This is a genomic window from Pseudomonas sp. LY-1 (genome assembly GCF_053502595.1).
This window is the reverse complement of sequence record NZ_CP094353.1, coordinates 675,814-698,676: the sequence shown is the minus strand read 5'-3', so window position 1 is coordinate 698,676 and position 22,863 is coordinate 675,814. Positions and strand designations below refer to the sequence as shown.

Genomic DNA, 22,863 nt, shown 5'->3' with positions numbered 1-22,863 from the left:
GGATGAAAACCCGCGACCGTATCCTTGAATGTGCCCTGCTGTTGTTCAACCACAAGGGCGAACCGAACGTGTCGACCATGGAGGTGGCCAATGAAATGGGGATCAGCCCCGGCAATCTCTACTACCACTTCCATGGCAAGGAACCGCTGGTGCTCGGGCTGTTCGAGCGTTTCCAGAGTGAGCTGGCGCCCCTGCTCGACCCACCGCCGGGCGCGCAACTGGAGGCCCAGGATTACTGGCTGTTCCTGCACCTGATCGTCGAGCGCATGGCCCATTACCGGTTCCTGTTCCAGGACCTGTCGAACCTGGCGGGACGCCTGCCGAAACTGGCAAGGGGCATTCGCCACCTGCTCACGGCGCTCAAGCGCACCCTGGCGTCATTACTCGCACGGCTGCAGGCGGCGGGGCAGTTGGTCAGCAGCACCCAGGCGCTGGGCCAGTTGGTGGAGCAGATCACCATGACCCTGCTGTTTTCCCTGGACTACCAACGCATTCTCGACCGTGAAGGCGAGGTGCAGGTGGTGGTCTACCAGATCATGATGCTGGTCGCGCCGCACCTGTTGCCAGCGGCGCGGGAAACCACGGAGCGCCTGGCGCTGCGCTATATGGACGATCCGGGTTAAACGTGTGCCTTACAGGCACTGCGTCATTGAGGCTCACCGAACTGTCGAGTGAACTTGAACAGCTCGCAGTCACTTCTGATCCCCAACTTTCGATAAGCCGATTGTTTTTGCGTACTGATCGTACTTGCACTGCGCGAGAACCATGCGGCAATCGAATGGACTGACCGATCATAAAAGCGCCCGACCTTCACAGGCCGGGCGCTTTTTCAGGTGCCCCGAAAAGATCAGGACTGACTGGATGGCGTCGGGGTTACCGATGCGGCAGTCGGTGCAGGCGCAGCGGTCGGCGCGGCTGCCGAGTTGGCGCTGGAAGCGGCGAGTGCCGCAGGCGCAGGCTTGGCGGCCACGGCCGGCTTCGCTGCTGCGGGCTTTTTCGCGGCGACCGGCTTCTTCGCGGCGGCAGGTTTGGCCGCTGCAGGTTTGGCGGCGACCGCTTTAGCGGCGGGTTTGGCAGCAGGCTTGGCAGCGGCTTTAGCGGCCACTGGTTTAGCGGCTGGCTTGGCCGCAGGTTTAGCCACGGCTTTGGCTGGCGCTTTGGCCGCAGGTTTGGCAGCCGGCTTGGCGGCGGCTTTGACCAGTGGCTTGGCGGCCGTTTTCGCAGCCGGTTTGGCGGCAGCGGTTTTAGCGGCAGGCTTGGACGCAGCAGCCTTCACCGGGGCGACTTTGGCACCGGTGAGTTTTTCGATTTGTTTGGTCAGGGTCTCGACCTTGCTGTGCAGTGCTTTCACTTCAGCACGGCTGGGTACGCCCAGTCGCGAAATCGCACTGTTAAGGCGCTTGTCGAAAGTTTCTTCCAACTTGTTCCAAGTCTCGGAAATGCTCGACTTGGCGGAACCGGCGCTGGCCTTGGCCGCATCGACTTTTTTCCCCACGGTGCTTTTGGTCAACTTCTCGGCCTTCTCGCCGTCTTTAACCAACGTCTCGAAGAGTTTGCTGCCGTCACTGTCGATCTTCGAGTAAACGCCTAAACCAGCCAGCCAGATCTTGCGGGAATATTCTTCAACTTTCCCGACCCACGAGCTGCCTTCTTTCTGAGTAGTCTTTTTAACAGCCATCCCGATGTCTCCTTAGTGTTTACGCGCGACACGTTCGAGCAATGCCGTCAGCTCTTCGAGCTTAGCAGAGAGTGTCTCCACGTCATGTTTAGACGCAATGCCGATTCGATTCAAGGCACTTGCAACACGAGTGTCAAAAGCTTTTTCAACTTTATCCAGTTGAACTTCAACCCGGCCTTTGACGCTGGAGAGATTACTCTTTACTTGGTCAATCTGACTGTTGGCAGCATCAAGTTGTTCAACCGCAACTTTTTTACCTTTACTTTCAACATGTTGCCCGGTCTTTACCAGCTCTTTGAAGTACGCGCCGCCCTCGTTTCCGACCCTGGCATAGGCGCCCAGGCCTGCCAGCCAGATCTTGCGGGCATAGGTTTTAACCTCGTCCAGGGTGTGGCTCGAGGCGTCGATTTTTTTCTTCAGGGTAACTTTGGCCATGGAACACCTCACGCAAAAAGGGTGGAGGAACGGCCCGCAGAAGTTGAGGGCTTGGGCACAAAGTAGGCAGAAAAATTAGAATCGGCACCCTAACAACAGTCGGATCAGGCCAAGGCTTTATCCAGGGCTTTCTCGATTTCAGTCTTGATGGTGCCACTCATGGCCGACATCAGCAGGCCCAGTTCTACATCGATACGCAACAGATCAGCGGCAACCTGCACCGTGCCTTTAACCCCCGAACGCTTGAGGTTCAACGTATCGCCAGACCACGAAGGCTCCAGGCCATATTGATCCTGGAGTTTCTGTGCCAGCTTCTCGGCCTTCGCCCGTGCGCCTTCTTTACCCAGGGTGTGTGCACGTTCAACAGTGATACGGGCCATTGCAACGACTCCTCTTTATAACGACTTGAACACCTGCCATGCGGCAAAAGGTCTCGGTGAGCACCTATCTTACCTTCAGCCTTGCCAAGACAAAGCAGGCCTTGGGGATTATCATGTCCCGCATTCTCTTTTGGTGACAGCGATATGACTGATCAGCGCAAAGGCAGCGATGCCGAACCCACCACTCACTTCGGCTTCAAGAACGTCCCGGAAAGCCAGAAAGCGCAGAAAGTCGCTGAAGTGTTCCACTCCGTTGCGGCCAAGTACGACCTGATGAACGACGTCCTGTCCGGCGGCATGCACCGCCTGTGGAAGCGCTTCACCATCGAATTGTCGGGCGTGCGTACCGGCAATCGCGTGCTGGACATCGCTGGCGGCACGGGCGACCTGGCGGCCAAGTTCTCCAAGCTGGTCGGCCCGACCGGCCAGGTGGTGCTGGCGGATATCAACGGCTCGATGCTCAAGGTCGGCCGCGATCGCCTGCTCGACAAAGGCGTGGCCGGCAATATCGAATTCGTCCAGGCCGATGCGGAAAAGCTGCCGTTCCCCGACAACCATTTCGACTGCGTGACCATCGCCTTCGGCCTGCGCAACGTGACCCACAAGGAAGACGCGATCCGCTCGATGCTGCGCGTGCTCAAGCCCGGTGGCCGGCTGTTGGTGCTGGAGTTCTCCAAGCCGACCAACGCGCTGATGTCCAAGGTCTACGACACCTACTCGTTCGCCTTCATGCCGTTGATGGGCAAGCTGATCACCAACGACGCCGAGAGCTATCGCTACCTGGCCGAATCGATCCGCATGCACCCCGACCAGGAAACCCTGAAGTCGATGATGGTGGACGCCGGTTTCGACCGCGTGACCTACCACAACATGACCTCGGGCATCGTCGCCCTGCACCGCGGCATCAAGCCCTGATGCTGTTCCAAGGCCTGCTCGCCAGCGTCGAACACGGCGTCAACCGCGTGCTGCGCCTGGACAGCACCGCCCTGGCGCGGCTGGCGCACTTGAACGGCAAGATCATCGCCGTCGACTGCACGAGCCCCGCCTTGCAGCTGTTTATCCTGCCCAGCGACGAAGGCCTGTTGCTCGCGACCCATTGGGCCGCCGAGGCCGACTGCACCCTGCGTGCGCCGGCCTCGAGCCTGTTGCACCTGGCGCTGAGCCGCAACAAGACCGCCATCCTCCACGGCCCCGAAGTGGCGCTGGAAGGCGACAGCGCGGTGCTGATGGACCTGGCCGCCGTGCTGCAGGACCTGGAACTGGACTGGGAATACGAACTGTCGCGCTGGATCGGCCCCGTGCCCACCCAGTTGATCAGCGGCCACCTGCGCAGTCGCACGCGCTGGTACCAGCAGGGGTTCGCCAGCCTCAACCAGAACCTCGCCGAATACCTGAGCGAAGAATCGCGCACCCTGGTCGGACAACGGGAAGCGCAAGCGCGCTTTCGTGAACTCGACAAGGCCAAAATCGACCTGGAACGCCTTGAGGCCCGCTTCGAGCGCCTGAGCCGTTCCCTTGATCCAAGCGATAACGCATGAAGCTGCTCGCCGTCCGCCGTTTGTTCCGTATCCAGCGCGTCGTAATCCGCTACCGCCTCGATGACCTGCTGTTCGCCCTGCCGTTGCCGTGGTTCCTGCTTGCCGTGCGCTATGTGTTGCCGTGGCGCTGGTTCCCGCGCAAGCCGCTGGACCTGAGCCGTGGCGCGCGCCTGCGCCTGGCCTTGCAGGATCTGGGGCCGATCTTTATCAAGTTCGGGCAGATCCTCTCGACCCGTCGCGACCTGCTGCCCGAAGACATCGCCGACGAACTGATGCTGCTGCAGGACCGCGTGCCGCCGTTCGATTCGCAGCAGTCGATGAAGCTGATCGAAGAGCAGTTGGGCCGGAAGATCAGCGACGTGTTCAGCCGTTTCGACGTCGAGCCCCTGGCCTCGGCCTCGGTGGCGCAAGTGCATGCGGCGCAGCTCAAGACCGGCGAAGAAGTGGTGGTGAAGGTGATTCGCCCAGGCCTCAAGCCGATCATCGGCCAAGACCTGGCGTGGCTGTTCATTCTCGCCCGCGCCGCCGAACGCTTCTCCGCCGACGCGCGCCTGTTGCACCCGGTGGACGTGGTCGCCGACTACGAAAAAACCATTTACGACGAACTTGACCTGCTGCGCGAAGCGGCCAACGCCAGCCAGCTCAAGCGCAACTTTGAAGGCTCACCGCTGCTGTATGTGCCGCAAGTGTATTGGGACTGGTGCCGCCCGAAAGTGTTGGTGATGGAGCGCATCTACGGCGTGCAGGTCACCGACCTCGCGACCCTGGCCGACCAGCGCACCAACATGAAGATGCTCGCCGAGCGCGGCGTGGAGATCTTCTTCACCCAGGTGTTCCGCGACAGTTTCTTCCATGCCGACATGCACCCCGGCAATATCTTCGTCAGCACCCTCAACCCGTGGAGCCCGCAGTACATTGCGATCGACTGCGGCATCGTCGGCAGCCTGACCCCGGAAGACCAGGACTACCTGGCGCGCAACCTGTTCGCCTTCTTCAAGCGCGATTATCGCCGCGTGGCGCAGTTGCACATCGATTCGGGTTGGGTGCCGGCGGAAACCAAGCTCAACGAATTCGAAGCGGCGATCCGCACCGTGTGCGAGCCGATCTTCGAAAAGCCGCTGAAAGACATTTCCTTCGGCCAGGTGCTGATGCGCCTGTTCCAGACCGCGCGGCGCTTCAATATGGAAGTGCAGCCGCAGTTGGTGCTGCTGCAGAAAACCCTGCTGAACATTGAAGGCCTGGGCCGCCAGCTGTACCCCGATCTCGACCTGTGGAACACCGCCCAGCCGTTCCTCGAACGCTGGATGCGCGAGCGGGTCAGCCCGAAAACCCTGCTGGGCAACCTGCAGAGCCAGGTGGAGCAACTGCCGCACCTGGCCAACATGACCCGCGACCTGCTGGAACGCATGTCCCAGCCCCACGCCAAAGACCCGACGCCGCCGTGGCACACGCGCAAGGACGACTGGTTCCTGCGCCTGCTGGGCGCCGCGCATCTGGTCGGCGGGGTGATGCTGGCCATCGGCGGGCCGCTGAATCAACTGGGCCACTGGCCGGCCGGCATCATGGTCGCCGTGGGTGTTTATCTGATCGTGCGTCGGTAGCCAATCCGGTTATACACTGTCGCAAATTGCCGGAGCCGAAGATGAAAGACTGGCTGGATGAGATCAAGTGGGACAGTGACGGCCTGGTGCCGGCCATTGCCCAGGACTACAAGACCGGGCGCGTGCTGATGATGGCCTGGATGAACCGCGAGGCCCTGAGCCTCACCGCCGCTGAGCAGCGCGCCATTTACTGGTCACGTTCGCGTGGCAAACTGTGGCGCAAGGGCGAAGAGTCCGGGCACGTGCAAACCCTGCACGAGATACGCCTGGACTGCGACGCCGACGTGGTGATCCTCAAGGTCGAGCAGATCGGCGGCATCGCCTGCCACACCGGCCGCCACAGCTGCTTCTATCGCGTGTTCGAGAACGGCGAGTGGAAGGTTGTGGAGCCGGTACTCAAAGACCCGCACGCCATTTACTCGGCAGGACACTGAACATGAGCGATACCCTGAACCGTGTGGCCCAGGTGCTGGAAGAGCGCAAAGGCGCGGATGCCGAAAGCTCCTACGTCGCCAGCCTGTACCACAAGGGCCTGAACAAGATCCTGGAAAAACTCGGCGAAGAATCCGTCGAGACCATCATCGCCGCCAAGGATGCCGAGATCAGCGGCGACTGCAGCGATGTGATCTACGAAACCGCCGACCTATGGTTCCACAGCCTGGTCATGCTCGCCCAACTGGGGCAGCATCCGCAGGCCGTGCTGGATGAACTGGACCGTCGCTTCGGCTTGTCCGGGCATGCCGAAAAGGCCTCGCGCCCGTCCGCCTGAATAACTTTTACAGAGGAATTGCAGCATGGGCATTTTTGACTGGAAACATTGGATCGTCATCTTGGTGGTGGTCGTTCTGGTATTTGGCACCAAGAAACTGAAAAACCTCGGCACCGACGTGGGCGAGTCGATCAAGGGCTTTCGCAAGGCCATGAACGACGACGAAAAACCCGCCGAACCCGCCGCCAACCCGGTGCCGCCGGCCCAACCGGTCCACCCGCAGGCGACCCAGCCGATCACCGAGCGTCGCACCTTCGACGTGCAGGCTGAAAAAGTCGAAGAGCCGATCCGCAAAGACTCGTGAGCACTGACTAATGTTTGGTATCAGCTTCTCTGAACTGCTGCTCGTCGGCCTCGTGGCCTTGCTGGTACTCGGGCCGGAACGCCTGCCCGGTGCCGCGCGCACGGCCGGCTTGTGGATCGGGCGTCTGAAACGCAGTTTCAACGCCATCAAACAGGAAGTTGAACGGGAAATCGGCGCCGACGAAATCCGCCGCCAACTGCACAACGAACACATCCTGTCGTTGGAGCAGGAGGCGCGCAATATTCTGACGCCGGTGCAGGAGCAGGCAAAGCCAGTGACACCGGTGGCCGAACACAGCATTGCGCCCACGCCCGTTGTTGAAGCAGCGCCCGCTACCCCGACCGCTCCAACCGAGCCAGCGCCGACGCCAACCGCGCCGCCCGCTCCCCATGACCCTACATTGCCGCCGCGAGCCCCATGAGCGCTGATAAACCGGAAAACGACCAGCACATGCCACTGGTCTCGCACCTCACCGAGCTGCGTACCCGCCTGCTGCGTTGCGTGGCGGCGATCTTCGTGATCTTTGCCGGGCTGTTCGCCTTTACCCAGCAGATCTACACCTTCGTCTCCACGCCACTGCGCCATTACCTGCCGGCCGGCGCGACGATGATCGCCACCGACGTGTCGTCGCCGTTCCTGACGCCATTGAAGCTGACCATGATGGTCTCGCTGTTCCTGGCGATCCCGGTGATCCTGCACCAGATCTGGGGCTTCATCGCCCCCGGCCTGTACAAGCATGAGAAGCGCATCGCGGTGCCGTTGCTGGTGTCGAGCATCCTGCTGTTCTACACCGGCATGGCGTTCGCTTACTTCCTGGTGTTCCCGCTGATCTTCAAGTTCTTCGCCGCCGCCACCCCGGCCGGCGTGGAGATGATGACCGACATCACCAGCTACCTCGACTTCGTGATGACGCTGTTCTTCGCCTTCGGCGTGGCCTTCGAAATTCCGGTGGCCGTGGTGTTGCTGGTGTGGATCGGCGTGGTCAACGTGCAGTACCTGAAGAAGATCCGTCCCTACGTGGTCATCGGCTGCTTCGTGGTCGGCATGATCCTGACCCCGCCGGACATCTTCTCCCAGACCCTGCTGGCCGTGCCGATGTGGATGCTGTTCGAGATCGGCATCCTGTTCAGCAGCCTGATCACCAAGCGTGGCGAACACCCCGACGACCAAGCCGCCGACGACAACGACCAGCCGCCAGCGACCCAGCCGTGAACCTGTTGCTGCTTGAAGAGGCCGACTTTATCGCGGCCGACCGGGTGGTCCTGCGTGACCGGCGCCTGGTGCATATGCAGGACGTCCACCGCGCGACGGCGGGCGACAACCTGCGGGTCGGGCGTATCGGCGGGCTGATGGGCAATGCCCAAGTGCTGCGCCTGGAAGCCCACGAAGCCGAGCTGCAAGTGGCCTTCGACCTGCCGCCGCCGGCCAAACTGCCGCTGACTCTGCTGCTGGCCCTGCCACGCCCGAAAATGCTGCGCCGGGTGCTGCAGACCGTCGCCGCCATGGGCGTGCCGAAGGTGGTGCTGGTCAACAGCTACCGCGTGGAAAAGAGCTTCTGGCAAACCCCCTTCCTGGAGCCCGAGGCGATTCGCGAGCAATTGATCCTCGGCCTGGAACAGGCGCGCGACACAGTGCTACCGGAAATCGTCATCGAAAAACGCTTCAAGCCCTTCGTCGAAGACCGCCTGCCCGCCATGACCGCAGGCACCCTCGGCCTGATCGGCCATCCCGGCGATTACCCGCCGTGCCCGCGCGGTCTGGACGAGCCGGTAACCCTGGCCATCGGCCCGGAAGGCGGCTGGATTCCCTACGAGGTCGACCTGCTGAGCAAGGCCGGCTTGCAACCGGTGCAACTGGGCGCGCGCATCCTGCGCGTGGAAACCGCCGTCACCGCCCTGCTTGCCCGGCTATTCTAGCCAACCAATTCCTACAGATTCTTGCTGCGCTGCCGATAACCGTCGAATAAGTCCAAGCCTTGTTCCACGGGAGTTCGCAGCATGCATCGTTGGTTAGCCGAAAAGCTGGGGAATGTCAGCGTCAACCACAAACTGGGCGTAGGCTTTGGCCTGGTGTTGCTCCTCACCTTGTTGATCACCTTCACCGGCTGGACCGGCCTGGGCGATGTGGCCAGCCGCGGCGACAAACTGGGGTATATCTCCAGCCTCAATGTCTTGACCAAAGACCTGCGTATCGCCCGCCTGGACTATGAAATGCGCCGTGGCGAACAAGGCACGGCGGCCGTCAGCGAGCTGCTGAACCGCCTGGACAGCGGCATGAAGACCGCCCGCACGCTGATCGAACAACCTGCCGACATCGCCCTGATCGATGAGCAATTGGCCGCCGTGGAGCAATACAAGCGCGCATTCAGCGATATGGCGCAAGCCGGCGCAAGCCGCGAAGATGCGCGCAGCAAGCTGGGCAATACCGCCGACAATGCGGTGCTCAAGGTGACTGAAGTCGAGAAGTCCCTGCTGCAAAGCGACAGCGTCACCCAGTTCAATAGCGTGGTCGACCTGAGCAAGCTGATCCAGCAAGCGCGCTTCCAGGTCCGCGGTTACACCTACAGCGGTAAGGTCGAGGCTGAGCAACCCGCGCTCGACGCCATCGACAACGCGCTGAAGAAGATCACTGAACTGCAAGGTTCATTGCAGGAGCAATACCAGGCCAACCTGCAGCAGGCCAGTGTCTCGCTGCAAGCCTATCGCGCCGCCGTCAGCCAGTTCCGCGACTCCCAGGTGGCCACCGCCGTCGCACTCAAAACCATGAGCGCGCAAGGCGATGTCCTGCTGAACCGCAGCGATAAACTGACAATTTCCCAGACCGCTGTGCGCGACACCGATGCCGCCCAGGCCAAGTACCTGCTCCTGCTGGCCACCGTGCTGGCATTGATCTTTGGCCTGGTGGCCGCCTGGGCGATCACGCGCCAGATCGTCATCCCGCTGAATCAGACCCTCAAGGTGGCCGAGCGCGTTGCCTCGGGCGACCTGAGCCACGACCTGACGTCCACGCGCCAGGACGAACTGGGCCAACTGCAACGCGCCATGCAAAGCATGACCGTAGGCCTGCGCGAATTGATCGGCGGCATCAGCGACGGCGTCACCCAGATCGCCAGCGCCGCCGAGCAATTGTCGTCGGTCACCGAGCAGACCAGCGCCGGGGTCAACAATCAGAAAATCGAGACCGACCAAGTCGCCACGGCCATGAATGAAATGGCCGCGACCGTGCAGGAAGTTGCGCGCAACGCCGAGGAAGCGTCCGAAGCCGCCGTGGCAGCGGACCAGCAGGCCCGCGAAGGCGACAAGGTGGTCGGTGAAGCCATCGCCCAGATCGAACGCCTGGCCACCGAAGTCGGCAACTCCACCGAGGCCATGGGCCATCTCAAGCGCGAAAGCGACAAGATCGGCAGCGTGCTCGACGTGATCAAGTCGGTGGCCCAACAAACCAACCTGCTGGCGCTGAACGCCGCGATTGAAGCAGCGCGTGCCGGTGAAGCCGGGCGCGGCTTCGCGGTGGTGGCCGATGAAGTGCGCAGCCTGGCCCAGCGCACGCAAAAATCCACGGAAGAGATCGAAGAGCTGATCGTCGGCTTGCAAACGGGCACCCAGCAAGTGGCGACCATCATGGACAACAGCCGTGGGCTGACCGACAGCAGCGTCGAATTGACGCGCCGCGCCGGCAGCGCCCTGGCGAACATCACCCGTACCGTATCGACGATCCAGGCGATGAACTCGCAGATCGCCACTGCCGCCGAGCAACAAAGCGCCGTGGCCGAAGAGATCAACCGCAGCGTGCTGAACGTGCGCGATGTGTCGGAACAGACGTCCTCGGCCAGTGAAGAGACCGCCGCCTCCAGCGCCGAACTGGCGCGCCTGGGCATCTACCTGCAAACCCTGGTCGGACGTTTCCGCATCTGACCGGGCTGGGCGGCGACCCATCCGGGTCGCCGCACTTCAGCAACTTGTGAAATTTCCTACACGCTTATCAGCCCGCCCTCACCCCAAATCGTTTTAGCGTTTGCCTTGTTGCGCAGCGCTTTTTCAGATTTGGAGGTTCATCATGTTTCCTCGGCTGACCCGCTTGCTGGTCAACGCCAGCGTCCGACTCAAACTCGCCCTGGGTTTTGGCCAGGTGCTGGTCCTCAGTTTCATCATCGCCATGACAGGCTGGCAGGCCTTGAATGCCGCACTGTTCCGCTCCAGCAACCTGACGGTGCTGGGCCAACTGGCCGCCGACGCGGAGGCCATGCGCGCCGACCGCATCGTGTACCGAACGCTCACCGACACGGCCAGCCTGGGCAAAATGACGCGGCAGATCGAAAAAATCGACCAGCACCTCGACTACCTGTCAAAACACATGAAAGACCCGACCGACCTGCAGCGTCTCGAGGAAGCCGAACGCCTGGTGGCCGCCTTCAAAGCGGTGCTGGTGGAATTGCCGCCGTTGATCGAACAGCGGGAAAACGCCCGGCCGCCGCTGCAAAAAGCCGCCCTGCAAGCCAGCGACACCCTCGCGCAACTGTCCAGCGAACTGCCTGACCAGCAAGACCAGCAGGCGCTCGACACCATCGAAGATCTGCGCCAGGCCATGGAACAGGCCGAAGATCGCGCGCGCAGCCCCGCCTGGGCCGCCGAGTCGTTGCAGGCCTATGCCGAAGCGGTGGGCAAGGCCCTCGACGCCCTGGACGTCGCTCAAGTCGCCGTCACCAGCCTGCCCGTGGACGCCACCCTGCTCAAAACCGACCTCGCGCAATACCGTGCGCTGCTGACCACGCTCAAGCAGGCACAACTCGACACCGAGACCGTGCAAAACCGCTTTGAACAACAACTCAATCAGTTGCTGGCGCAAAGCGATCTGGTCAGCCAGGGCCAGGCGTTCAAACGCGACCGGGAAGCGCAGCACACCCGAACCCTGCTGATCAGCGTCACCCTTGCCGCCCTGCTGCTGGGGGCCTTGGCGGCCTGGTGGATCGCCCGGCAAATCGCCGTGCCGCTGCGCGAGGCCTTGGCCGTCGCCAACCGCATTGCCGCGGGCGACTTAAGCGAAAACCCCGCCGTGGAGCGCCGCGATGAACTGGGCCAGTTGCAGCAGAGCATGGCGCAGATGATCCGCAACCTGCGTGGCCTGATCAGCGGCATCGGCGACAGCGCCCGGCAAATCGCCAGCGCGGCTACGCAGCTATCCACCGTCACCGAGCAAACCCGCGCCGGGGTCAACAACCAAAAGGACGAAACCGACCAGGTGGCCACGGCCATGAATGAAATGCTCGCCACCGCCCAGGAGGTCGCCCGGCATGCCGAGCAAGCGTCGATCGCGGCGAGCGAAGCCGACCAACAGACCCACCTCGGCGACAAAGTGGTTGCGCAGGCGGTGGAGCAGATCGGCCATCTGGCCAGTGAAATGGCACTGTCCAGCCGGGCGATGCTGGCGTTGCAGCAGGAGAGCCAACAGATCGGCAGCGTGCTCGACGTGATCAAGTCAGTCTCCCAGCAGACCAACCTGCTGGCCTTGAACGCCGCCATCGAAGCGGCGCGCGCGGGCAGTGCCGGGGAAGGTTTCGCGGTGGTCGCCGATGAAGTGCGCAGCCTGGCCCTGCGCACGCAGGAATCGGCCGAGGAAATTGAAGGACTGATCTTGCGTCTGCATACCGGCACCCAGCAGGTGGCGGACATCATGGACAGCAGTCGCAGCCTCACGGACAACAGCGTCAGCCTGACCCGCGACGCCGGCGACGCCCTGGCGGCCATTGCGCGCACGGTGTCGGTCATCCAGGAAATGAACCCGCAGATTGCCGCCGCCGCCGAGGAACAAAGCGCGGTGGCCGAGGAGATCAATCGCAGTGTGTTGAAGGTGCGCGATGTGTCCGAGCAAACCGCCGCGGCCAGTGAAGAAACGGCGGCGGCGAGCGCTCAGTTAAGCCAGTTGAGCCTGGATTTGCAGACACTGGTCGGCAAGTTCAGGCTCTGAGGCTCACAGCACCTGGCGCAGGAAGGCCTGGGCTCGCGGGTCTTTCGGCGCGTCGAAGAACTTGGCCGGGGACGCGTCTTCGAGCAGCTTGCCGTGATCGAAGAACAACACCCGGTCCGCCACTTCACGGGCGAAGCCCATTTCGTGAGTGACGCAGACCATGGTCATGCCTTCCAGGGCCAGGGTTTTCATGACGTCGAGCACTTCGCCGACCATCTCCGGGTCGAGGGCCGAGGTGGGCTCGTCGAACAGCATCACCTTGGGCTCCATCGCCAGCGCGCGGGCTATCGCCACCCGCTGCTGCTGGCCGCCGGACAGGCGCGAGGGAAACTCGTTGGCCTTTTGCGCGATGCCGACCTTTTCCAGCAACGCCAGGGCCTTGGCTTCACGCTCTTTTTTGCCGCGCTTGCGCACGACTTTCTGCGCCAGGCACAGGTTCTCCAGCACGGTCATGTGGGGGAACAGGTTGAAGTGCTGGAACACCATGCCGACTTCGCGGCGATAGGCGTTCACGTCGGTTTTCGGATCGGCCAGTTGCAGGCCGTCGATGCTCACCGACCCCGAATCGAACTCTTCCAGGCCGTTAAGGCAGCGCAGGAAGGTCGACTTGCCGGAGCCGGACGGGCCGATCACCACCAGCACTTCGCCCTTGGCGACCTGCGTGGTGACGTGGTCCACCGCGCGCACCACATGGCCACGGGTGTCGAAGACTTTTACCAGATCGCGGACTTCAATCACTTTGCGCGAGCCTCCGCTCAAGCCGGCTGGCCATTTTCGACAGCGGCAGGTTGATCAACAGGTACAGGCCTGCCACGCAGAACAGGATTTCAAACGGCGAAAACGAAGTGGTGATGACTTCGCGGCCGCTCTTGAGCAGCTCGGTGATCGCGATCACCGACACCAGCGAAGTGTCTTTCACCAGGCTGATAAATTGCCCGGCCAGGGGCGGCAGCACGCGCTTGAACGCCTGCGGCAGCACCACATGGCGCATCGACTGGCTGGCACTCAAGCCCAGCGAGCGTGCTGCTTCGTTCTGGCCACGGGTGATCGACTGCACACCGGCGCGGACGATTTCCGCCACATAGGCCCCGGTGAACAGCGACAGCGCGGCGATCCCGGCAAACTCCCGGGACAGGTTGAGCACCGTGCCGATAAAGAAATAGAAGATGAAGATCTGCACCAACAGCGGCGTGCCGCGCACCAGTTCGACGTAGATCGTCGACAGATCGCGCAAGGTCGGGTTGCTGGACAGCCGGCACAGGCCCGTCGCCAGGCCAATCGCCAAGCCCAGCACGCCGGACACGAAGGACAGCCACAAGGTGGTCCACAAGCCCCACATCAACGGGCCTAGCGCCCACTGCCGGGTCACGCCCACTACATCGCCTTCCGCCACGTCATCGCCGCGCGCCACTTTCAGGCTGTTGTCGGCCACGCTGAGCTTTTGCTCCGTGCCCGCGTCGTTGCGCAGGGTGACTTCGGCCACATCGCCTTTGCGCACCAGTTCGACAACGGTGGAGATATCCGCCGCGCGCTGCGATGTTTCGGCCTGATAGGCGAAATATTGCGGTACGCGGTTCCAGCGCCATTCGTAGGACATCAGCGACGTGGCGTAGTACAAGGCGCCCGCCAGGCCGACGAGCACGACCACGGTCAGCAGGTGCCAGGGCCATTGGGCTTTTTTCTGTTTCATTACTCAACATCCAAAAGGGTCGGGTAAGCCCCGCCTTTGTGGCGGGCGGGCTTGCCCTAATGCCATTCAGTCAAGGCATTTTGTAGGAGCGAGCTTGCTCGCGAAAAACTCAAAGACACCGCGTTTATTCAGTAAGCCCGCGTTATCGTTGACGGCCTTCGCGAGCAAGCTCGCTCCTACAGAAAGCAGGAGCCATAGGAGCCGGCGTTATTCCATGTCCTTGAGCCACTCGGAGCTCTTGAACCACTTGTCATGGATGCGATCGTAGGTGCCGTCGTTCTTGATCTGGTGCAGGAAGTTGTTGATGAAGTTGATGCTGTCGTAATCGCCTTTCTTCAGACCGAAGGCCAGCGGTTCAAAGGTGAAGGGTTCTTCGAGGAACACCAGCTTGCCATTACCGACTTTCTTCTCGGCGACCACGTTGTACGGTGCGTCATACACAAAGGCATCGGCCTTGCCGTTGACCACGTCCAGCACGCCTTCCTGTTCGTTGTCGTAGCCGTGGTACTTGGCCTTGGAGATCAGCTTCTTGGCGACCATCTCGCCGGTGGTGCCGAGCTTGGAGGTCAGGCGGTACTTCTCGTCGTTCAGGTCTTTGTAGGACTTGATGGTGCCTTCCAGGTCCTTGCGAATCAGCAGGGTCTGGCCAACCACGATGAACGGTTCGCTGAAGTTCAGGCGCAGGTTGCGTTCCTGGGTCAGGGTCATGCCGCTGCCGATCATATCGAACTTGCCGGTGAGGAAGGCCGGGATGATGCCGTCGTAGCCGGTGGACACCAACTCCAGCTTGACGCCCATGGACTTGGCCATGGCCTTGAGGAGGTCGACTTCGAAGCCGATGATTTCACCACGCTTGTCGGTCATTTCGAACGGCATGTAGGTCGGGTCCATGCCGACTTTCAGCGTGCCGCGCTTGACCGCATCATCGATGGCCCCGGCCTGAGCCACATTGGCAGCGACCAGCGCGGTGACGCCGAGCAGCAGCATCGAAAGATACTTTTTCATCATCAAGTCCCCTGAACGATTCTTATGAAGTCGGCGCGCAAAAAGGGCTGCACCATTTCGGGGTGCGATCCTAACCCACTCGCTGCCCGGTACAAAGGTTTCACCGGTAATAGTTGTCGAGGTATGTCGGAATAGCCCTACAGCACTGCGGCAAAGCGCAGACGTAGACACTTCATTGTCGGGCGAGGGCAATTGATTGATGTGTAAGTAGGTATGACTTTCAGTCGACCTCGGCCATCCAGTCGGTGTCCTTGAACCACTTGTCGTACAGCCGATCGTAGGTGCCGTCCTGGGCCACTTGGTTGAGGAAATGGTTGATCCAGTTCAGGCTGTCGTAATCGCCTTTTTTCAGGCCGAACGCCAGGGGCTCGTAGGTGAAGGGTTGCTCCAGCGCCAGCAATGCCTGGTTTTCCGGCCGGGTCATGGCGATCAGGTTGTAAGGCGCATCATGAATAAACGCATCGGCCACCCCGCTCACCACCTGGCGCACCCCTTCCTCCGGCGTGGCGAAACTGCTGAGCCGAGCCGCCCCCAGAAACCGCTGCGCCGCCGCCTGCGCGGTAGTGCCTTCGGTGGTGGCGATGCGGTAGCCGGCCTCGTCCAGGTCTTCAATGCTGGCGACCTTGCCGGCCAGGCGCGGGTGCAGCAACACCGTTTGGCCGACCACGATAAACGAGTCGCTGAAATTCAGCTTGAGGTTGCGCTCCTGCGTGACGGTCATGCCGCTGCCGATCAGATCGAACTTCCTCGCCATCAGCCCCGACAGCAACTCGGTGTACGGCACCGCCACCAGTTCAAGCTCGACCCCCAGGGCGCGGCTCATCGCATGCAGCAAGTCGACTTCAAAACCGACGATACGCCCCTGTTTATCGGTCATCTCGAACGGCACGTAAGTGGGCGTGGTGCCGACCTTCAGCACGCCACGCCGAACGGCGTCGTCCAGCGCGCCGGCCTGCACCAGAGCACCGTGAATCAATGCGACAGCGCCCATCAGCAATGCCGAACAATACCTTTTGATCATGAATCCCCCTGTGCTCGAGTCAAATTTCGGGGGGCGATGCTAACTCAGACACAGGCACGGCAATACGCCTCGAACCAGCGACTTTTGTTTCGAAATAACAAGGAGTTAGAGCACAAAGGAAGAGACGGGAAACGCTGTAGGACCAGCGCTTCAAGCGCCCCCGAGGAGAACCCTCGGGGGCGTCTGAATCAGGCCGGTTGAGCCTGGGACGACAACGGTTGCAACGGCAGCAATGGCGCGTGCGGGTCGGACTTGAAGGACTGACGCCAGGCGCCCAGCCACTCGGCATGCCCTTCGCTCCAGACCTGCTCGTGCAGGCGGGCCAGGGCCACCGGGTCACTGAGCAGGGCCAGGCGTTCGGCGTTGTTGAGGCCGGCCGGGCCGACTTTCAACGCATAGCGCACGCGCTCGCCACGCAGGTACTCGATCGGCTCCGCCTCACGGTGACGCGAGGTCGCCAGGGCGCAGGCCAGGGCGTTCTGCTGCGGGTCGACCACCGAACGCACGAACCCGTCATTGAGGGCGTGCCAGCGGTTTTCGTGGGTGTACTTCTCGGTCGACAGCAGCGCCTGCGGCGGATTGTATTCCTCAGGGATCAGGAACAGGCTCTCGTCACGGGACTTGAGGCCCAGCTTGACCCGGCTGGAAATCACCGACACCGGGATCGACAGCATCAACGAACCGACGATCGGGACCAGCCACCACAGGAAGCTCGGGTTCAACCACACCACCAGCAGCGCCCAGAGGAAGCCGAGCAAGGTTTGCGGACCGTGGCGCTTGACCGCTTCACCCCAGGGGGTGGAGTCGTCGTCACGCTGCGGCGAGTTCCAGGTCGCGGCCCAGCCGAGGAACGCGGCGAGGACGAAGCGGGTGTGGAAGATCATCCGCACCGGCGCCAGCAGCATGGAGAACAGCATCTCCAGCAGCATCGACATTGTCACCTTGAACTTGCCACCGAACTCTTTCGCGCCCTTGGCCCAGATCAGGATGACGCTCAGCAACTTGGGCAGGAACAGCAGCACGATAGTAGTGGAGAACAGCGCCACGGCCTTGTCCGGATGCCATTGCGGCCACAGCGGGTACAACTGGCGCGGTGCCATGAAGTACTGCGGCTCCATCAAGGTGTTCACCGCCAGCAACGCCGTCGACAGCACCAGGAAGAAGAACCACAACGGGGCCGACAGGTAGGACATCACGCCGGTGAGGAACACCGCACGGTGGACCGGGTGCATGCCCTTGACCAGGAACAGGCGGAAGTTCATCAGGTTGCCGTGGCACCAGCGACGGTCGCGCTTGAGTTCATCCAGCAGGTTCGGCGGCAGTTCTTCGTAGCTGCCCGGCAGGTCGTAGGCAATCCACACGCCCCAGCCGGCACGGCGCATCAGCGCGGCTTCGACGAAGTCGTGGGAGAGGATCGCACCGGCGAACGCGCCTTTACCCGGCAACGGCGCGAGGGCGCAGTGCTCGATAAACGGCTTCATACGGATGATTGCGTTGTGACCCCAATAGTGGGATTCACCCAGCTGCCAGAAGTGCAGGCCGGCGGTGAACAGCGGGCCGTACACGCGGGTGGCAAACTGCTGCATGCGCGCATACAGGGTGTCCATGCCCGACGCCCGTGGCGCGGTCTGGATGATCCCGGCATCCGGCGTGGCTTCCATCAGGCGCACCAGGCTGGTCAGGCATTCGCCGCTCATCACGCTGTCGGCGTCGAGAACGACCATGTACTTGTAGTCACCGCCCCAGCGACGGCAGAAGTCGTCGAGGTTGCCGCTCTTGCGTTTGACGCGACGGCGACGGCGGCGATAGAAGATCTTGCCGAAGCCACCGGCTTCGCGGCACACGTCGAGCCAGGCTTGCTGTTCGGCGATGCAGATGTCGGCGTCGTTACTGTCGCTGAGCACGAAGAAGTCGAAGCGGTCCAGGTCACCGGTCGCCGCGACCGACTCGAACGTCGCGCGCAGGCCAGCGAATACGCGGGGCACGTCTTCGTTGCAGATCGGCATCACCAGCGCGGTGCGCGCATTCTTCGGAATCGGCTCGTGGCCGGCACTTTTACCGGAGATCCGGTACTTATCGTGGCCGGTCAGCAGCTCGAGGAAGCCCATCAACGCGGTCCAGAAACCGGCCGACACCCAGCAGAACAAGATCCCGAACATGATCAGGATGCTGGTTTGCAGGGCGTATGGCAGCACTTGGGTCGCGGTCTGCAGCAAGGTCTGGTTGCGGATCTCGTCGAAGTCGACCAGCGACCAGCCCTGGTACGGCATGATGCCTTTCATGTACCAGCCGGCCACGATGGTCTGGCCGAGCATCAGCACCAGCAGGATGTAGCGACGGATCGAACCGACCGTGCGCCAGCGCGCCGCCGGCAACACGCGCTCGTCTTTCGGCGGCTTCGGCGGGTTGGTGCGGCCGGTCAGCCGGCGCCAGCCGCGCACCAGGATATTGGTGCGCCACGGCTCCGGTACCACCTTGGTCCGACGAATCGGCGGCGTCGCCTTGAGGCACACCCGGCCGCTGGCGTCGAGCGCCAGCATTTCAGCGTCCTCCAGCTCTTCGGCCGTGCTGAGGGTCAACCGGCGGCCAACCGACGCCTGGGCGGCGTCGACCGGCGCATCGAACGCCTTGGACGACAAACGTTCGTGCAGTTCGCTGAAGGATGTGCAGCCCGCCAGTTCGGCGCGCTGCTCTGCGGTCATCGGCAGATGCGCCAGGTACTCGGACAGAGTCTCTGGCTGGACTTGAGAATTACTCATCGGCAGGCAACTGATAGCTCCAGGTTTCGGTCAGGACTTGCTCGGTCTTGATCGGCTCCGGTGTGGCTGGGGCAGCTTCTGGCTGCTTGGCTTCCTTGTCTTTGGCGTCTTTCTTGGCTTGTTTCTCGTGCTGCTTGGCCAAAACCTTGTCAGCCTTGAGCACTTGGGTCGAGACCTTCTCGGGCTCAGGCTGCACGATGTCCTGGACCAGGGCCGCACGCATTTCGGTAGGCTTGCTTGGGTCCTTGATCTTCATGCGCAGGGTCAGGCGCCAGCCTTTGGTGTGCTCGTTGTAACGCACGCTGTTTTCCACCAGTTCGGCGTTGTCACCCACGCTCACCTGGCTGCGCACCGGGGCGTCCGGCAGCAGTTTCTTCAGGGCCGGGCCTTCGAAGTCCACCAGGTACGCGACGCTGCCATCCGGCTGACGGATCAGGTTGGATTGCTTCACGTCGCCAGTGGAACGCAGGGTCTGCTTGACCCAGGCGCTGTCCGGCGAATGGAAGGCGGCGTCGTCCAGGGTCCAGTGCAGGCGGTAGGCAACATCCAGCGGCTGGCCGACTTCCGGCAGTTTTTCCGGGCTCCAGAAGGCAACGATGTTGTCGTTGGTTTCGTCGGCGGTCGGGATCTCTACCAGGTCGACGGAACCCTTGCCCCAGTCGCCTTCAGGCTCGATCCAGGCGCTCGGGCGCTTGTCGTAGTTGTCGTCCAGGTCTTCGTAGTGGCTGAAGTTGCGACCGCGTTGCAGCAGGCCGAAACCACGTGGGTTTTCCACGGTGAAGTTGCTGACCGACAGGTGTTTAGGGTTGTTCAGCGGGCGCCAGATCCACTCGCCATTGCCGGCGTGGATCGACAGGCCGCTGGAATCATGCAACTCGCGACGGTAGTTGAGGACCTTGGACGGCTGGTTCGCGCCGAACAGGAACATCGAGGTCAACGGGGCAACGCCCAGCTTGCTGACCTTGTCGCGCAGGAACATCTGGGACTTGACGTCGACCACGGTGTCGGTGCCAGGGCGCAGGATCAGGCGATAGGCGCCGGTGGCACGCGGCGAATCCAGCAGGGCGAAGATCACCAGATGCTTGTCGCCCGGCTTCGGACGCTCGATCCAGAACTCGGTAAAACGCGGGAATTCTTCGCCGGACGGCAGCGCGGTATCGATCGCCATGCCACGGGCGGACAGGCCATACACTTGGTCCTTGCCCACGACGCGGAAATAGCTGGCGCCGAGCATGGTCATGATTTCGTCTTGCTTGTCGCCCTTGTTGATCGGGAACAGCACGCGGAAACCGGCATAACCCAGCTGCTCAGTGGCCTTGGGATCAAATTTGACGTCGCCGAAATCGAAGCGCGTCGGGTCGTATTTGATTTCCTGGACGCTGTCGGCGGTGACTTCGTTGATCTTCACCGGTGTATCGAAGTGCATACCCTGGTGATAGAAGGACAGCTTGAACGGGGTGTTCTGATCGGCCCACTCGGCTTTTTCGTTGCGGAAACGAATCTTCTGGTAGTCAGCGAACTTCATTTCGCGGAATTCGTTCGGCAGATTGCTGCGCGGAGCTTCGTATTTCTGCCCGGCCAGCTCTTTTGCCTTGGCCGACACATCATCCAGACTGAATGCCCACAGTTGACCCGCGCCGAACAGGCAAAACAGGGCGGAGCCCGTCACCAGTGCGTTTCGTAACCGTTTGGCAGACAATTTTGGTGCATTACAGGGACTAACAATCACGAGCAACCCTCGCCGAAAACAGATCAAAAAACCAACGGCCAGCTATCTATATGCCAGGTTGGCGAGCATTGTTCCGACTCCCCTGGGGCAAAATGATTCCCCTGAGGCTGTCGGACAAGTCTCTACCTAAGTCAAAAATGGACCAATCAACGCTGATCCCCGTAGCGCGCGATTATCTAGTAGCCCGCGAGACAACGCATCAGGGACAACGAAGTATTTGTAGCGAAACCCTGCGTTTTTAGGCATTAACGTCGTTTTTAATACATTCATGTCTGTAGGAGGAAGGTCACAGGGCCATCATTGACCAAATGAACCTGCATATCCGCACCAAAACGCCCTGACGCCACCTTGTCATGCAATTGTTGCGCTTGTAACAGCAAGTGCGCAAAAAGTGCCGCCCCCAGGGCCGGCGGCGCGGCGGTAGAGAAACTTGGCCGCAGCCCGCTTTTGGTATCCGCCGCCAGGGTGAACTGCGACACCAGCAGCAAACCGCCGTCGATATCCTTGAGCGACAAGTTCATCTTGCCATCGTCGTCGCTGAACACCCGATAGTTAAGCAGCTTGTGCAGCAGTTTGTCGGCGCTCTCGACAGTATCCCCCGGTTCGACGGCCACCAGCACCAGCAAACCCTGGTCGACCGCCCCCACGATTTCGCCCGCGACCTCGACCCGGGCGCCGCGCACCCGTTGCAACAGGCCCTTCATGCTTCTTCAGGCGGCAAGTCCAGCAGACGACGCGCCATCTCGCCGGTCGCGCGCACCAAGGCATCGGTGATGCCCGGCTCGGACGCCGCATGGCCCGCCTCGCGGATCACCTGCAGTTCACTGTTCGGCCAGGCCTGATGCAACTCCCAAGCGTTATCCAGCGGACAGATCATATCGTAGCGGCCGTGGATGATTACGCCAGGCAGATGGGCGATCTTGTGCATGTCGCGAATCAGTTGGTCGGGTTCCAGGAAGGAATTATTGGTGAAGTAGTGGCACTCGATGCGGGCAATCGACAGCGCGCGCTGGGGCTCGGCGAAACGCTCGATCAACTGCGGGTTCGGGCACAGGCCCAACATGCGCCCTTCCCAGGTGGACCAGGCCTTGGCGGCGTGCATCTGGGCAATCTGGTCGTTGCCGGTCAGGCGCTTGTGGTATGCGGTGAGCAGGTCGTGGCGCTCGTCCTGGGGGATCGGTGCGAGGTAATCCTGCCAGTAATCCGGGAACAGGCGGCTGGCGCCTTCCTGGTAAAACCAGCGGATGTCCTGGGGCCGGGCCAGGAAAATCCCACGCACGATCAGGCCATGCACGCGCTCGGGATGGGTTTGCGCGTAGGCCAGCGCCAGGGTCGAACCCCAGGAGCCGCCGAACAACACCCATTTGTCGATGCCCAGGTGTTCGCGAATGCGCTCGAGGTCGGCGACCAGGTCCCAGGTGGTGTTGTTTTCCAGGCTGGCGCGGGGAGAGGAACGCCCGCAGCCCCGCTGGTCAAAGGTGACGATGTGGTACAGGTTCGGATCGAAATAGCAGCGGCTGTTGGCGTCGCAACCGGAACCAGGGCCACCATGGATGAATACGACGGGCAAGCCTTCGGGGGAGCCACTTTCATCGACATACAGGGTGTGGGTGTCATCGACGGCCAGATCGTGCCGGGCGTAGGGTTTGATCTGCGGGTACCAAGTCTGCATTGCGCGCTCCGTAGGGGGTCGGGTTCATCCCTGGGGGGACGTCTTTTATTCTGCCGTCTGGCACTATAAACCCGAATTGTGCAATGAGCATGTCCTTGAGCACTTAGACCTGTGTCAGCAGTTCGCTACCCAGGTAAGCCAATAGGCCGTTGTAGAGCCGGTCGCCCTCCTCCACCTCGCTCTGCGCCCGCAGGCAGGCAGCCGATGGATCAGGCCTTTGCAGGGTACGGCACAGCGTTCACGCCCGCCGCTTGCAGGTGTGTGTCATATAAAAAGCCGTCTTCGCGCAGCGGGCGAAGTCTGACCTTAGAAGCAGCA

At 61.8% G+C, this 22,863-nt stretch carries 22 protein-coding genes and 3 pseudogenes; 13 read left to right on the top strand and 12 right to left on the bottom strand.

What is annotated here, in order from left to right; all coding sequences use genetic code 11:
* Positions 1-2: 2 nt before the first annotated feature.
* Positions 3-623, top strand: a complete 621-nt coding sequence (locus MOQ67_RS03100) for a TetR/AcrR family transcriptional regulator (RefSeq protein WP_017849876.1) — start codon at positions 3-5, stop codon at positions 621-623.
* 23 nt (positions 624-646) lie between these two features.
* Here the strand turns inward: MOQ67_RS03100 and MOQ67_RS03095 are convergent.
* From MOQ67_RS03095 to MOQ67_RS03080, 4 genes and pseudogenes are all read right to left on the bottom strand, one after another.
* Positions 647-787: pseudogene (locus MOQ67_RS03095) on the bottom strand (DNA-binding response regulator); the annotation flags it as partial.
* Between the two features lie 60 nt (positions 788-847).
* Positions 848-1,678 carry a phasin family protein gene (locus MOQ67_RS03090; RefSeq protein WP_198718315.1) on the bottom strand — a complete coding sequence of 277 codons (831 nt, stop codon included), beginning with the start codon at positions 1,676-1,678 and terminating at the stop codon, positions 848-850.
* 12 nt (positions 1,679-1,690) lie between these two features.
* Positions 1,691-2,113, bottom strand: coding sequence for a phasin family protein (locus tag MOQ67_RS03085; RefSeq protein ID WP_198718314.1), 423 nt, complete (start codon positions 2,111-2,113; stop codon positions 1,691-1,693).
* A 104-nt stretch (positions 2,114-2,217) separates the two neighbouring features.
* A complete protein-coding gene (locus MOQ67_RS03080) occupies positions 2,218-2,493 on the bottom strand; it encodes a polyhydroxyalkanoic acid system family protein (protein WP_017849879.1) in 276 nt (91 codons plus the stop codon).
* 144 nt (positions 2,494-2,637) lie between these two features.
* Here MOQ67_RS03080 and ubiE point away from each other — a divergent pair, with 144 nt between their 5' ends.
* From ubiE to MOQ67_RS03020, 12 genes and pseudogenes are all read left to right on the top strand, one after another.
* Positions 2,638-3,408, top strand: a complete 771-nt coding sequence (ubiE, locus tag MOQ67_RS03075) for a bifunctional demethylmenaquinone methyltransferase/2-methoxy-6-polyprenyl-1,4-benzoquinol methylase UbiE (RefSeq protein ID WP_017849881.1) — start codon at positions 2,638-2,640, stop codon at positions 3,406-3,408.
* Positions 3,408-4,031: a ubiquinone biosynthesis accessory factor UbiJ gene (locus MOQ67_RS03070; RefSeq protein WP_017849882.1), complete on the top strand. Its 624-nt coding sequence runs from the start codon at positions 3,408-3,410 to the stop codon at positions 4,029-4,031. The genes ubiE and MOQ67_RS03070 overlap by 1 nt, the downstream gene beginning before the upstream one ends.
* Positions 4,028-5,632 carry a ubiquinone biosynthesis regulatory protein kinase UbiB gene (gene ubiB, locus MOQ67_RS03065; protein ID WP_017849883.1) on the top strand — a complete coding sequence of 535 codons (1,605 nt, stop codon included), beginning with the start codon at positions 4,028-4,030 and terminating at the stop codon, positions 5,630-5,632. Before MOQ67_RS03070 ends, ubiB begins: the two co-directional genes overlap by 4 nt.
* 41 nt (positions 5,633-5,673) lie before the next feature.
* On the top strand, positions 5,674-6,066 hold the full coding sequence (gene hisI / locus MOQ67_RS03060; RefSeq protein WP_017849884.1) for a phosphoribosyl-AMP cyclohydrolase: 393 nt from the start codon (positions 5,674-5,676) through the stop codon (positions 6,064-6,066).
* Positions 6,067-6,068: 2 nt separating this feature from the next.
* Positions 6,069-6,401, top strand: a complete 333-nt coding sequence (locus MOQ67_RS03055; protein ID WP_017849885.1) for a phosphoribosyl-ATP diphosphatase — start codon at positions 6,069-6,071, stop codon at positions 6,399-6,401.
* A 25-nt stretch (positions 6,402-6,426) separates the two neighbouring features.
* Positions 6,427-6,705: a twin-arginine translocase TatA/TatE family subunit gene (locus MOQ67_RS03050; protein WP_017849886.1), complete on the top strand. Its 279-nt coding sequence runs from the start codon at positions 6,427-6,429 to the stop codon at positions 6,703-6,705.
* A 10-nt stretch (positions 6,706-6,715) separates the two neighbouring features.
* On the top strand, positions 6,716-7,126 hold the full coding sequence (gene tatB, locus MOQ67_RS03045) for a Sec-independent protein translocase protein TatB (RefSeq protein ID WP_017849887.1): 411 nt from the start codon (positions 6,716-6,718) through the stop codon (positions 7,124-7,126).
* A complete protein-coding gene (gene tatC / locus MOQ67_RS03040) occupies positions 7,123-7,917 on the top strand; it encodes a twin-arginine translocase subunit TatC (RefSeq protein WP_017849888.1) in 795 nt (264 codons plus the stop codon). The genes tatB and tatC overlap by 4 nt, the downstream gene beginning before the upstream one ends.
* Complete coding sequence (locus tag MOQ67_RS03035; protein ID WP_046490843.1) at positions 7,914-8,621, top strand: 16S rRNA (uracil(1498)-N(3))-methyltransferase; 708 nt, start codon at positions 7,914-7,916, stop codon at positions 8,619-8,621. Before tatC ends, MOQ67_RS03035 begins: the two co-directional genes overlap by 4 nt.
* A gap of 81 nt (positions 8,622-8,702) precedes the next feature.
* Positions 8,703-9,761 (top strand): annotated as a pseudogene (locus MOQ67_RS03030) (methyl-accepting chemotaxis protein); the annotation flags it as partial.
* Entirely contained in the window at positions 9,747-10,619 is an 873-nt protein-coding gene (locus MOQ67_RS03025; protein ID WP_371928175.1) for a methyl-accepting chemotaxis protein, read from the top strand. The pseudogene MOQ67_RS03030 and the gene MOQ67_RS03025, both read left to right, overlap by 15 nt.
* Before the next feature lie 142 nt (positions 10,620-10,761).
* The gene (locus MOQ67_RS03020) at positions 10,762-12,669 is read left to right on the top strand and encodes a methyl-accepting chemotaxis protein (RefSeq protein WP_198718313.1); all 1,908 of its coding nucleotides are present in this window, start codon (positions 10,762-10,764) and stop codon (positions 12,667-12,669) included.
* Positions 12,670-12,672: 3 nt separating this feature from the next.
* Here the strand turns inward: MOQ67_RS03020 and MOQ67_RS03015 are convergent, their stop codons facing one another.
* The 8 genes and pseudogenes from MOQ67_RS03015 to pip form a co-directional block, all read right to left on the bottom strand.
* Entirely contained in the window at positions 12,673-13,407 is a 735-nt protein-coding gene (locus MOQ67_RS03015) for an amino acid ABC transporter ATP-binding protein (RefSeq protein ID WP_198718312.1), read from the bottom strand.
* Positions 13,400-14,359 carry an amino acid ABC transporter permease gene (locus MOQ67_RS03010; protein WP_017849893.1) on the bottom strand — a complete coding sequence of 320 codons (960 nt, stop codon included), beginning with the start codon at positions 14,357-14,359 and terminating at the stop codon, positions 13,400-13,402. Before MOQ67_RS03010 ends, MOQ67_RS03015 begins: the two co-directional genes overlap by 8 nt.
* A 207-nt stretch (positions 14,360-14,566) precedes the next feature.
* Positions 14,567-15,364 (bottom strand): transporter substrate-binding domain-containing protein, encoded by a 798-nt coding sequence (locus MOQ67_RS03005; RefSeq protein WP_017849894.1) that lies wholly within the window; start codon positions 15,362-15,364, stop codon positions 14,567-14,569.
* A 220-nt stretch (positions 15,365-15,584) separates the two neighbouring features.
* Positions 15,585-16,385 carry a transporter substrate-binding domain-containing protein gene (locus tag MOQ67_RS03000; RefSeq protein ID WP_046384983.1) on the bottom strand — a complete coding sequence of 267 codons (801 nt, stop codon included), beginning with the start codon at positions 16,383-16,385 and terminating at the stop codon, positions 15,585-15,587.
* Positions 16,386-16,535: 150 nt separating this feature from the next.
* A pseudogene (mdoH, locus tag MOQ67_RS02995) lies at positions 16,536-19,144 on the bottom strand (glucans biosynthesis glucosyltransferase MdoH).
* Positions 19,137-20,816 carry a glucan biosynthesis protein G gene (locus tag MOQ67_RS02990; RefSeq protein ID WP_186357264.1) on the bottom strand — a complete coding sequence of 560 codons (1,680 nt, stop codon included), beginning with the start codon at positions 20,814-20,816 and terminating at the stop codon, positions 19,137-19,139. Before MOQ67_RS02990 ends, mdoH begins: the two are co-directional and overlap by 8 nt.
* Positions 20,817-21,139: 323 nt before the next feature.
* Positions 21,140-21,577: a D-aminoacyl-tRNA deacylase gene (gene dtd / locus MOQ67_RS02985; RefSeq protein ID WP_046490853.1), complete on the bottom strand. Its 438-nt coding sequence runs from the start codon at positions 21,575-21,577 to the stop codon at positions 21,140-21,142.
* Positions 21,574-22,545, bottom strand: coding sequence for a prolyl aminopeptidase (gene pip, locus MOQ67_RS02980; protein WP_017849899.1), 972 nt, complete (start codon positions 22,543-22,545; stop codon positions 21,574-21,576). Before pip ends, dtd begins: the two co-directional genes overlap by 4 nt.
* Between the last annotated feature and the right edge of the window lie 318 nt (positions 22,546-22,863).